General features: G+C 42.0%; 9 protein-coding genes. 2 read left to right on the forward strand and 7 right to left on the reverse strand.

Going from position 1 to position 11,911, the window contains the following annotated elements; translation table 11 throughout:
* Positions 1-54 precede the first annotated feature (54 nt).
* Both J0656_RS05885 and J0656_RS05890 read left to right on the forward strand, forming a co-directional pair.
* Positions 55-1,116 carry a hypothetical protein gene (locus tag J0656_RS05885; protein WP_207032260.1) on the forward strand — a complete coding sequence of 354 codons (1,062 nt, stop codon included), beginning with the start codon at positions 55-57 and terminating at the stop codon, positions 1,114-1,116.
* Positions 1,117-1,205: 89 nt separating this feature from the next.
* Positions 1,206-1,487, forward strand: a complete 282-nt coding sequence (locus J0656_RS05890; protein WP_207032261.1) for a DUF6520 family protein — start codon at positions 1,206-1,208, stop codon at positions 1,485-1,487.
* Between the two features lie 144 nt (positions 1,488-1,631).
* Here the strand turns inward: J0656_RS05890 and J0656_RS05895 are convergent, their stop codons facing one another.
* The 7 genes from J0656_RS05895 to J0656_RS05925 form a co-directional block, all read right to left on the reverse strand.
* Positions 1,632-2,780, reverse strand: coding sequence for a TlpA family protein disulfide reductase (locus J0656_RS05895; RefSeq protein ID WP_207032262.1), 1,149 nt, complete (start codon positions 2,778-2,780; stop codon positions 1,632-1,634).
* An 18-nt stretch (positions 2,781-2,798) separates the two neighbouring features.
* Positions 2,799-4,178, reverse strand: coding sequence for a TlpA family protein disulfide reductase (locus J0656_RS05900; RefSeq protein WP_313790185.1), 1,380 nt, complete (start codon positions 4,176-4,178; stop codon positions 2,799-2,801).
* A gap of 149 nt (positions 4,179-4,327) precedes the next feature.
* Positions 4,328-5,710, reverse strand: coding sequence for a RagB/SusD family nutrient uptake outer membrane protein (locus tag J0656_RS05905; protein ID WP_207032265.1), 1,383 nt, complete (start codon positions 5,708-5,710; stop codon positions 4,328-4,330).
* 14 nt (positions 5,711-5,724) lie between these two features.
* Positions 5,725-9,066 (reverse strand): SusC/RagA family TonB-linked outer membrane protein, encoded by a 3,342-nt coding sequence (locus tag J0656_RS05910; RefSeq protein ID WP_207032267.1) that lies wholly within the window; start codon positions 9,064-9,066, stop codon positions 5,725-5,727.
* Between the two features lie 137 nt (positions 9,067-9,203).
* Positions 9,204-9,683: a protein-disulfide reductase DsbD domain-containing protein gene (locus J0656_RS05915; protein WP_207032269.1), complete on the reverse strand. Its 480-nt coding sequence runs from the start codon at positions 9,681-9,683 to the stop codon at positions 9,204-9,206.
* Between the two features lie 172 nt (positions 9,684-9,855).
* Positions 9,856-11,049 (reverse strand): FecR family protein, encoded by a 1,194-nt coding sequence (locus tag J0656_RS05920; RefSeq protein WP_207032271.1) that lies wholly within the window; start codon positions 11,047-11,049, stop codon positions 9,856-9,858.
* A gap of 160 nt (positions 11,050-11,209) precedes the next feature.
* Entirely contained in the window at positions 11,210-11,824 is a 615-nt protein-coding gene (locus J0656_RS05925) for an RNA polymerase sigma factor (protein WP_207032273.1), read from the reverse strand.
* Positions 11,825-11,911: the final 87 nt, after the last annotated feature.

Consider the following 11,911-nt stretch of genomic DNA (forward strand, 5'->3'; position numbering starts at 1 on the left):
AAAGATTCTACACAACTTGTAACATGCAACTTGAAACCTGCAATTTAATACCCCATGAAACGCCCATCCATCTTATTGCTCATCACCTTCCTATTTGGGATATTCATCGTACTGGCCCTCCATATCGCCGCACCCAAAAAGGAAAACCACAAGCATGCGGGGTTTGAACGGGTGTTTGCTCCGGAAGGAACTTTGGTACCATTGGATACGTTGGATTTAGGATATGGCTCATACTATATTGCGGGTATTGATCATGGTCATCTATTTCTCGGAAATAATCAGGTTCCCTCCCATTTAGTGGAAACTAACGTAGATAATCTGAAGGATACTGTACACCATAAAATAAGTATCCCTGAAGACAACTTAAAATACAGGTCTATTCAAGTAAAGGTATCCGCTCCTGATTTCTATGTAGTGGATGGTGTTGTTCCCTTTATTTATCGGGGAAGTATTTCAGATTGGACTGCAACACGCTATAAAAACAGCCCATATTTCCTGGATGCTGTTCCCATGCAGAATGGGGCTTTAGCACTTATAGGTGTAAACAAGGAAATGGAAAAGGTCTTTTATAAAGTTACCGAAGAAAACCCTCAGCCTGAAATTTTTCCGGGTCTTTTGAAAGCACAGGGTGATGAGGCAATCTTAAGCACAAGTGGCCAATTGCATTACGATAAAAACACAAAGATTTTAACCTATGTGTATTTATACCGCAACCAGTTTTTTCTTATGGATACCGATCTTAACTTACTCCGAGCTGGAAGCACCATTGACACCATCAGTCAAGAAAAAATAAATGTCGGAGAAATTAGTTCTGAAAATCTATGGAAAATATCACCGTTGTCGCTAAAAGTTAACGAGAGAAGCTGTGTGCATGAAAACCTTCTGTATATAAATTCTAACATCCTGGCGGGAAATGAAGATATCGATGTTTTTGACAGTATTTCCGTAATCGATGTATATCAACTGGATAATGGTAGCTACCAATTTAGTTTTTATATCCCCGCCTTAAGTAGTAAAAAAATCCGGGAGTTTGTCGTAGTACATCATAATCTCATAGTAGCAAAATACAAACAACACATCATTACCTATAAATTGGATACCTCACATACAATTTAAAAAAATATTGTTGCAACAATCAGGGGTAAGGACCGAAAACCCTGTGAAACAGAGTAGGCATTTATAAGTTTAATTTAAATCTTAATACCATGAAAAATTTAAAATTGTTTTTTTCGTCCCTGGCATTTGTTTTTGCCATAACATTGGCTTTGGCATTTTCTGATGCCAAAACAGAACCAGCTTTTGTTGATGAATATGGAGAATTTACCGGCGGCTGTGACCTTGGTACTTTACAGGAAAATCGAGAAGATTGTGATCTGAATGTTACAAACACCCCATGTACAGTTAAAAAACTAACTGAAACTAGAGATGCCCATGACAACATTGATGCACAGGGTAACTGCATTGACCCACTATACTTACAACCATAGTTTCAAAGTAAGTTTTTATTAATTTATGGACAGGTAGTTTGGGTTTCCCCCTACTACCTGTTTATTTTAGACAAATACCACGACTCACATATTCCTTTTATTAAGGCCTTTGATTCGTGATATGATTTTTGCCATTCATAGAATCTAAAAAAGCGTTCTTTTTGTTAATAAATCCTTTGCATTTTTATAAACCTCCAATCTTTTGGAAAAGATTTCTTTTCGCCTAGAGCTAGAAGCGGTTCTTATCGCTTTCAATAAAAATTCTTCTCCATTTTTAGAATCTCCTTTCATAAAATAAAATTCGGATGCGTAAGCATATGACCAAGCCTCTAAAACATTAACTTTTGAAAGTGTAGCCGATTTTAAACACATAGCTATAGCTAAGTCGTTGTCAATATCACTCCCTTCAAAAAACTTTCTACGAATTAGTGGAGACCATCTCTTAGCAAGGTCCCACGCATTGTTCATTATCTCCCACGGATAATTCTCTAACACCTCCTTTCCATAATTATATGCAGCTTGACTATTTATTTCAAGCAGGAGTCCAAACTTATCTCTCTTATAAGCTATGTTCTCCGGAAAGATTTTTATTAGTTTTTCAATATAGTCCAATGCATTTACAAAATCTGAATATTTGAGGTCTTTTCTATGAGAGTAATTATTTGCATAGTATAAATAACCATTATATAACTCCTTCCTCTTGAATTCCTTCTGTTCGTTAGTTAAAGCAGCTTCATTATTGCCCAGTAAAAGATCCAATTGATATTCAATATTGGTAGTTGCATCTCCTATGTGAGCAATCCTCCCTTCCTTATCAATAAAGTAATAAGTTGGATATCCCAGCTTTTTTTCTAAAGCGTTGGAAGTCCTTTTAACCCATAAGCTATCCAGTATTCGGTTCTGTTTAATATTCCCGTCAATTATTGGGGCATCAAATGCGACAGGCACGCTTATTAAATCTCCGGTTCTATCAAGATATTTTTCTACCTGGCTTAAACTGCTATGAGTCATCACCACTACAAACGTAACCTGGTCTTTATATTTCTCCTGTAATCTTGACATTTTAGCCCATCCTTCCATACAGGGTACACAACCGATAAAACCAAAATCCACCACATAAATATGACCTTTTTTAAATTCGTTAACCGGTTCACCTTTTAGCCATTTAGCAGAGTCTAGTGAAGGAGCGGAATCTCCAACTTTTAATATATTTCCGGTTAGGCCAGCCTGGGCACTACACACGCCATAGATGTATAAGAAAACGATGGCTATTCTATTTCTCAATAAATTCATAATTTCTATTTTTTTTAATTATTCGTCTCCTTCTTCAGGTGTAAGATTTTCCGCATTCCGAATAACCAACACTTCAATTTCCCTTTCCTCCAATACAAAACGCATTTTGTATCTTTTATACAGATATTCGTCTAACTCATCATACCTATTATAGTTGTCAATGAAATAAGAAGGATATTCTATATCCAACAAACCTCGAAATCCGGTTTTATCTAATAAGGGATAAGGAGAAGAAAGTTGTTTGGATTCTAAATAAGCAAGAAAACGTGTAGGTGTAAAATTTTCTATTTTGTAGGTTTCGTTTGGAGAACCTTCATTATATTGAAAGACCTTTTCGCCACCTCCCTTAAAATCAGTAATTAAAGTAGTGTCTCCAGCCTTAAGCACTAGACATTTTCTTTTTTGCTTTTCCCATCGGATATCCAGATTAAAAAAGTTTTGGATATCCTCCTGCATCTTCTTTTTGACTTGTTTGAATGTCCTGGGCTCTTTAAATATCAACCGATAGGTATAGAGATTTGGTAAGTACATTTTCCCATTGACACGGTCTTGGAATCTCATAGTATCTTTTGCTAATAAAATATAACGGTTTGCTGGGAGCCTCGGATAATTAGCCACCCCGGCTTTTGGACGTGGTTCATGAATCGCATAAGCATATCTAATCAAATTCAGAATACTCATATTGGGCAGAATTGTACCATTCGCAACAATTCTCATCCCTCTTGATTTTGGTGAGTAGGAAGATATTGTAGAGTAACATTGCAATTGACTTGCATCTCCCCAATCAACTCCTAAAAGATCGGGCAGGGATCTGCTAACATCCAATTTCTGAAATTCAGAAACCATTTTTTTTCCTGTCATGGACTTGGTATTTCCATCTAAAAAGAACCGAATATTTTCTTCGTTTAATCCACTTCCATCAGTAAAAGCTTCAAATCTTCCATTTGGGTCTATCCAGACGATACTGGGGTAACCCGAAGGAGGAAAAACTTTATACAAGGTGGTATCACCGGTAACCGAAGGTATTGTAAACGTAGTTCCGGAGTTTTTTTCCCAGTTGTCTATAAACTGCTGTACGGTGGCTTCATCCTGCATGTGGTTGACCAAAACAATCTGTATCTTATCCCCATACTTTTGCTGCAATTTTACCAATTTAGGCCATGAAGCTATACAGGGTTTACAACCGGCAAACCAATAATCCAGGATAATCGCTTTTCCCTTAAAATCAGAAATTTTGGCTGACTCTTCAGGAAAGTTGACCAGATTTACCAAAGGATAATCCGGTACCTTTTCGCCATAACTTAGGATACGAATGGCCTTATCAGAGTTGGCCTGGGCACAGGACAAACAGATACTGAATAAAAAAATCATCGTTAATTTCAAGGATAGGGTTCTCATATCTTCTTATTTATGATTTTGTAGTAAGTCTTATATTCTCTGCCTCATCCTAAAGGGACATAAATTAATCTCTCCTTCCTTTTGCTTAAAAAAGGAAGGTTAAGAGGATTTTTTAGGCAGCTTCTATCTTTATGTAAAAGCTTAGGGTATCAATACCCCTCATTTTGGGTAAGGCTCGGGTTAGCTTCCCTTTCTTTCTGTGGAATGGGATAGAATGCATCGGTAGGCTGCCAATCCGGTTTTATAGGTACTAACACTTCATCTATCCTATTGGTACGTTTTAGATCCAACCAGCGGTGTGCCCCTTCCGAAAATAACTCCACCCGTCTTTCCTGCATAATAGCATCCAATATCTCCTCTTGCGTATTGGCTGAACTTTCCCCTAACCCTGCACGATTTCTTATCCTATTGATATCTTCCAACGCTCCTGTTAAATTCCCCTGTCGCGCCCGGGCCTCTGCCCGGATCAGGTATTGTTCCGCCAAACGGCATATCATAGAATACTCGGAGGTGGGAACACTGGTATCCCTTATTTTGTATTTAAATGGAAAATAAAAAGTTTCCATGTTTGGTGTTACATCACCGACCCAATCCACTGGCCTCATATCTCCTTCTTCAAACGCATTTAACAAAGATTCAGTCAATGAAGCAAAAGGAATGTTCGTCCCACTTGAAGGCACAAAGTATTGTGCTTCCAGGGTATTGTTTATATTCACTGGTTTCAATTGCCATATAGCTTCTTCACTATTGGCAAGGAACACCTTGCTTAGATCAGAAGATAAATGATACTTCTCATCATTGATCACTAAAGTAGCCTGGGATTCCACATCACCCCAGTTTTCGGTAAACAAGTAAACCCTTGCCAGTAAAGCTGCGGCAACTGCCTGGTTTGGCCGTACCCGCTCCCCGTTGGAGAAGGAATAATCGACAGCCAATAGTTCTTTGGCATCCTGTAAATCGGAAATAATCTGTTGGTACACCTGCGCTATCGGATTCTTTGGAGCTACACGGTTAATTTCAAAATTGGTAGTAGTGATGATAGGTACATCCCCAAACAAGTTCACAAGATAGAAATAGGACAATGCACGCACAACCTTTGCCTCACCCTCCAATTGTCGTTGCACTTCTTCTGATAAACTGGTTGACCCTTTTATGCCCTCCAATACAGCATTCGAATAATAGATATAAGAATAGGCCGGTTTCCACAAAAAGTTTAAGACCGTGGCATTATCTGCCAATATGGTATTGTTAAAAAAAACGTTTGTAGAATTGGGTATAAATTCATCGCCCGAAAAACCGCACAGCACATAAACACTGCTTGAAGTGCCATTTATAAAACCATTGTTCGGATTCGCCATTTCACTATAAATACCCATTACCGCAGAGGTTGCAGAAGCATCATCCGTAAAGACGGTTTCCCTTATAATTTCATTCCGTGGAGGTTCTATATCCACAAAGTCACTGCATGCAAAAAAAACAACCATGAGTAGCAAAGGGAGGACCCATAATCCATATTTCTGTTGATCTTTCATCTTTATTATCTTTTTTAAAAACTTAATTGAAATCCCAGTGTAAGTACCCTTAGTGGTGGAAGACTCCGTGATACGAGACTTTCAGGATCCAACCCCTGGTAGTTGGTGATGGTAAACAGGTTTTGTCCTTGCAGATATAATCTACTATTGTCTCCAAGTCCCAATCTTTCAGGAAGGTTCCAGGACAAGGATATGTTGGAAAGACGGATATAAGAGGCATCAACGATACTACCATCGCTTTGTTGATAAAATGTATATGCTTCGCCCAAATCACTGAGATCTGTAGAAAATCCTTGAATATCAGTAATGTCTCCCAATTGCTGCCAACGGTCCATTACTTTTACAGGCTGATTGGATAGCGTCCCTGGTGAAATAAATGTACCATCACCAAAATAGTTACGGCCAGTTTGTTTGACAAACTGGATAAAGAAATCCAGTTCAAATCGTTTATAGCGCAGGGTATTTTGTAGTCCCCCGTAGTATTGTTGGGCTATTTCCTTTCGATATTGATAATCAGCAAAACGGTCCGTACCTTTACCATTGCCATCAACATCCTCAAAGGTGTAATAGCCTGTTTCCGAATCCACCTCCAAATAATGGAACCCCGAAGCGATGAACAAGGATTTGCCGGCTCTATACCGGTTAGCATATGGGGATGCCTCCAAATTTTCATATTCCAATAGTTTGTTCTCCGGGAAGGAAATATTAAAACCTGTGCGCCAACTGAATTTATCCCTTTGGATATTGATGGTGTTCAGTGTAAACTCCCAACCTTTGTTTTCCACTGTTGCCGGCAGGTTAAACTGGATGGTGGACTGTCCTGTAATGACAGGCAGAGGAAACCCGACCAACTGATTGGAAGAACGGTTCCGATACCAACTCCCGGAAATGAACACACGGCCTTGTACCAGTCCGAGTTCCAACCCTGCTTCCAGCTTTTTATTGGTCTCCCATTGATAGTCAGGGTTGGCCAGACGTGTAGGAATCAAACCAGGTTGTCCAAAATATGGATATCGAGTAGAAGAATAAGTGTCCAGATATCCATAGTCACCTATGGCATCGCTCCCAGTGGTACCATAACTGCCACGGAGCTTACCAAAACTTATAAAACTGTCCTGTAAAAATCGTTCTTTGGAAAATATCCAGGCCACCCCCACTGCACCGAAGTTCGAGAACCGTTTTCCCGGACCAAAGCGCGAGGATCCGTCCCTACGCCCGGTTAGGTTTATAATATACCTCTCCCTCCAGTTATAATTTATACGACCAAAAATGGCGTTGTAACGATATTTGGAGTAATCTGATTGATCAATAGTTATATTGGGTGCTGCCTGAATATTTTTTAATAAGGCATCACTGGTATATCCTGATGCACTGATTCGCTGAACTTCACTTGTATTTTGTTGAAATGTCGCTCCCATTAACAAGTTGAGCTCACCTTGTCCAATATTTCTTTTATAAGTTACTTTCGGTTCTACAATCCAGGTTTTTCTATGGCTATCCGAAAATTGGGAAAGACCTCCCCGATTTTGTTGATTTGGTCTTAAAGCAGTTATCGGCCGTATTCGCACTTCCCGGACTTGCATGTTGTTATAGCCAAATTGAGAAGAAATATGCAAATCTTTGATCAATTCATAATCCAGCGTTGCATTGGTAATAAAATTATCGGTAGTCCCCTCGTATTCTTGCTTTAAAAATGCCAAGGGATTGTCCCAAGTAGAATTTTCCCAGTTGAGCTCCCCGTTATCATCATAAAGTGCTGGCGCATTGGGTGCAAGGGTCAAAGCCTGTCTGGTAAGGTCCTGCGATAAAATATTGATATCGTCAGAAGTATAAGAGGCGGTTAAAACCGTCTTAAATTTTTGGTTCGGGGTTGTATGGGAAAAATTAAAATGTCCTGAAATTCTATTGTTGGCATTATCTCCTGGATACACGGTGGTCTGTCGGAAATAGCTTCCCCCGACTAAGTATTGGGTATTGGCGTTTCCCCCGGAGAGTGATGCCTGCATATTATTATAATATGCCGTGCCTCCTATCAGTTCATTTTGCCAATTGGTATATCGATCGGAATCCCATAGTTTAATGTCTGGCCACAATATATCATAGGCCGGGTTATCCAAATACGCTTCGGCATTATCATTGGCAAAGGCTTCCCGCCGCATTTCCAGATATTGAGATGTATTCAACAACTTTATGGAGGAAGCGACCTTTCCAGCACCACTATACACATTTATATTCACTTGGGATTTTCCAGGCATTCCTTTTTTTGTAGTGATCAATACTACCCCATTGGCCCCCCTGGAACCATAGATAGCTGTCGCATCCGCATCTTTTAATACCTCTATGCTCGCTATATTGGAAGGTTCTATACTGTTGAACGGGCTCATGGAATTGGGGAGCGTAGAAGTACCGACCCCCTGTGGATTCAATGGTGTTGAGAGATAGGGCACTCCATCTACTATATATAAGGGTTCATTGACCCCTAAATCTGTTCTAAGACTATTCTGTCCCCGGATACGAACCGTAAACCCTCCCCCGGGCACACCCGATTGTTGGGTTACCTGTACCCCGGGCATCCTACCAATCAATGCCTGTAATGGATTAGCCACAGGTTGTTTCTGTATATCCTCGGCAGTAATCCTGGAAATATTTCCAGTCATTTCCCGTTCCTTCACGGTATAATAACCTGCGTTCAATTCCACCCCTTCCAAAGACATTACATCCTCTTGCATTTGTATGTTTATGGTATCAGGGCCATTTACAGGAAGTTCAACCCTTTTAAACCCCACATAGGAAAAAGTAAGGATGTCATTGGTTTGGACACGAATGGAATATGTCCCATCCGGACCGGACATGGTGCCCTGGTTGGTACCCTTTATGATGATGTTCACTCCGGGCAGAGGATTTCCCTCCGGGTCGGTGATTGTGCCGTTTACCTCAAACTGTTGTTGGTCATCCCTCGGATTTACCCCAGGTGTTGGTGCCTTAGATACCTCCCCTTTCGGTTTTAGGATAATAAGCTTTTCATTGATGGTATAAACCACACCGCTATTCTTGAACAGAATCGCCAGGACATCCTCGATCCCCTTTTTCCGAGCATTGATGCTGACCTTTCGGGTCAGGTCCAGGTCCTTTTCACTGTACAGAAAGTCAAAGTCCGTAATCGTCTCAATCTCTTCGATTACCTCCAATACGGTCACCCCCTGCATATTAAGGGTAATCTTTGTCTTCTGGGCATAGCCCGTACCCGCTTGTAGCTGGAACAACGAAATGATTAATAGGAATACCGTGAGTTTCATCTTCAGGTCTGGTTTAGGAACGGGAAAGGGCCCGTCCCAAGGTTTGGTGAAAATTTTCATAAATTTGTTTTGGTTTTGGTTACGCTAGTACTAAAATCACATTCAATAGTTGCATTGGGAAGTGTGGTCGCATTTCCCAATGTTTATTTTAGACCTGCCCATACTGAGACAGGTCTTTTTTATTTACAGACTTTATGTTATCCCCGTTGATGTTCGGGATCTAAGGTCACTTTGAATTTCCGTTCCTGTGGGGTGAGACACTGCTCGTCGGAACAGGCCATAAACAGCACGCTGCCCTCCACGGTCACCGGAGTCCCGGTATTCGGTTTGAGTCTTACGGTCTGTATAAAATGAACAGTCCCTTCGTAATAGCGGGTATTCACCATAAAGACATCCTCATACTTTTCGATGGGCACACCATCCTCTTTGGTTTCCCCCATCAACACAATGGCCGGATCGGCCTTAAAGGTAATTTCCGTAGGCACGGGGCCACCGTCCTCCATATATTGGGAGTAGATATGCCAGGGATGCTCCATATTAGCGGTTAAATGCACCTCGTAAGTGTCCTCATCCACCGCCTTGGCAGCGAAATTCCACTCCACCGGGCCATCATTTTGGGCCCTTGCCCCCAGAGATAACAATAGGGCCAGAAACAGGATATAACTATTGTGTTTCATACAATACGCTTTACTATTCTACAATGGTTGTACTCCAGTGATTATCTGTGTGTTGGTCTTCTGTGCACTGGTTTGGTTTGGGGTACCCGATTACTGCCCTACCCTTGGGGGGTATGGTGTATCTAAGAATTCCGGTAACTGCTAAAAGGTTTACGTCTTCCTGAATGTAGCTTTAGGGCGGGGTAATGGTAATTGTATCCCCTTCCCGGCTAAATCGGAACGGGGTATATTGTTGGTAGGCTTCAAGGATATGCTCCAGGGTCTTACCCTTGAAGGTGGCCGTAAACTCCCTTTCATCCAGTTCGGGGTAGTTACTTGCTATGGTCACGTTAAAGTGCCGCTCCAGTTTCTTAAGGATCAAAGAAAAGGCATCGTTCTTAAAGTAGAGTTCGCCCCGGGTCCAGGCCACATATTTCTCCACCCGTACTGCTTCCACGGCTATGCTACCGCCTTCCATCACGGCCCGCTGGCCGGGTACAATTTTTACAGGTGCAGGAACATCCGCTCCGGGAGGGTACACCCCTACACTACCCTCTTCCAACACCGTATAGGTATTGACCTCGTTCGTATAGCTGGTGACATTGAACCGGGTGCCGTACACCTGGGTGTTCATCTGGTCCGTATGGACGGTAAAAGGGCGGAGCTTGTCACTGGCGACTTCAAAAAAGGCCTCTCCCATCAGGTACACGTCCCTGGGCCCTTCGGGCAGGAACTGTACCGGGTAACGCAACGTGGAGCCGGCATTCAAATATATGTGAGAACCGTCGGCAAGCACTAATTCAAAATTTTTCCCATAAGGCACCTTAAGCTCATTATATACCAGCTCCGTTGCTGCGTTGTGTGGTGTGTTGTTATATTTCAGAATGTTCTTGTCCTGGCTGCCCAGTGTCTGCCCTTTTGTTGTGGTAATGGTGCGGGTGTCGCCCTCATCGATCACCTGCAGACTGCCGTCCTGTAATTGCAGGGTGATTTGGGGCGGGCCTGCCACTGCTTGGTCCGTGAACACACCAAAATTGTACATCCACAGCACGGCCAGGCCCATGACAACTATCAACCCTGATACCATATACAATGGCCTTAGCTCTGTATCTTTCTTAAGTTTATGCACCCCTTGGGTCGTTTCCGCATCCATATGCTCGCGGATGCTATCAACTATTTCCATCCGCACCCGGGCAGGCATGGCGCCCTGTTCATCCGAAAGAAGGAGCAGGGCACTCCTGGCACTGGTCACCACCGCTTCCATTTCCGGGTGATTTTCCAGGAAATCTTCCCAGAAGCAGTTGCTTTCCACATCCGGGTGCCAGACCCATTGCTGAAAAAATTCATCCGCTATAAAATCCTTTTCATTAAAAGTCTTGTATTCCATACGTTCTTAAAATCTATGATAAAAGGACTGCTTGTTTATTATATAGAAGAGGTAATCTCCCTTTTTCCGAAAAAAAGTTGAACTTTCTTCAAAAATATGGGAGAAATGCCGAGAATTGGGTTTTTATGGCACACTGGGGCCCGTCTTTGAATGGGCTCCATTATCGGATTCCCTTCTTCCGCAAGACCCCAAGAAGAATGTCCAATGCACAGGCCGTATGGTAATAGACTTTTTTTACCGACATCCCTGTAATAGTGGCAATTTCGGCATAGGTCAATTGGGAGTTGAACTTCAAATGAATCATTTCCTGCTGCCTTTTGGTGAGTTTACCAAGGGCATATTGGAGTCCTTCCCTTCGATTGTCAGAGGCCTCATCTTCGATAATGTGGTGTTCGGGAGAAGAAGTACTACTATTTTTAAGTTCCCTGGAATCCGTCAGTGACAACAATTTCCCTTGACGCCTGGCCTGGTCCAGTACCTTTCTGCGGAGAGCCGTATATAGATAGGGTGCAATGGATCGTACCCTGCCAAGATTGGCCCTTTTGTCCCATAACTCCATAAAAAGATCCTGAACGGCATCTTTTACAAGTGCTTCATCGGCCACCAGTTTGCATCCATAGCGATAGAGCATGTCTATATTGCCCTCATATATCCGGGCATAGGCCGCTTTGTTTCCGGACTGGAATTCTAACCATAGTGTCGCATCACTATCGGGTTGTTGCGCTTCGGTCTCCTGTCCATTGGACATACTGTTGTTCCATACGATATCTTCCATGGCTATCCTGTTATTGGGTGAAACAAGCATTTTTCCCTGCGCCTTTCAACGCAGGAATGACCAGGTGTGCCTTGGTACACAGCGGTA

The organism is Flagellimonas aurea, from assembly GCF_017313785.1.
GTDB lineage: Bacteria > Bacteroidota > Bacteroidia > Flavobacteriales > Flavobacteriaceae > Flagellimonas > Flagellimonas aurea.

Bases quoted from the DNA above. Each gene is read 5' to 3' on its own strand.
- J0656_RS05910 (WP_207032267.1), bottom strand. From the start codon at position 9,066: ATGAAAATTTTCACCAAACCTTGGGACGGGCCCTTTCCCGTTCCTAAA.
- J0656_RS05890 (WP_207032261.1), top strand. From the start codon at position 1,206: ATGAAAAATTTAAAATTGTTTTTTTCGTCCCTGGCATTTGTTTTTGCC.
- J0656_RS05895 (WP_207032262.1), bottom strand. From the start codon at position 2,780: ATGAATTTATTGAGAAATAGAATAGCCATCGTTTTCTTATACATCTAT.
- J0656_RS05915 (WP_207032269.1), bottom strand. From the start codon at position 9,683: ATGAAACACAATAGTTATATCCTGTTTCTGGCCCTATTGTTATCTCTG.
- J0656_RS05925 (WP_207032273.1), bottom strand. From the start codon at position 11,824: ATGGAAGATATCGTATGGAACAACAGTATGTCCAATGGACAGGAGACC.
- J0656_RS05920 (WP_207032271.1), bottom strand. From the start codon at position 11,049: ATGGAATACAAGACTTTTAATGAAAAGGATTTTATAGCGGATGAATTT.
- J0656_RS05885 (WP_207032260.1), top strand. From the start codon at position 55: ATGAAACGCCCATCCATCTTATTGCTCATCACCTTCCTATTTGGGATA.
- J0656_RS05905 (WP_207032265.1), bottom strand. From the start codon at position 5,710: ATGAAAGATCAACAGAAATATGGATTATGGGTCCTCCCTTTGCTACTC.
- J0656_RS05900 (WP_313790185.1), bottom strand. From the start codon at position 4,178: ATGAGAACCCTATCCTTGAAATTAACGATGATTTTTTTATTCAGTATC.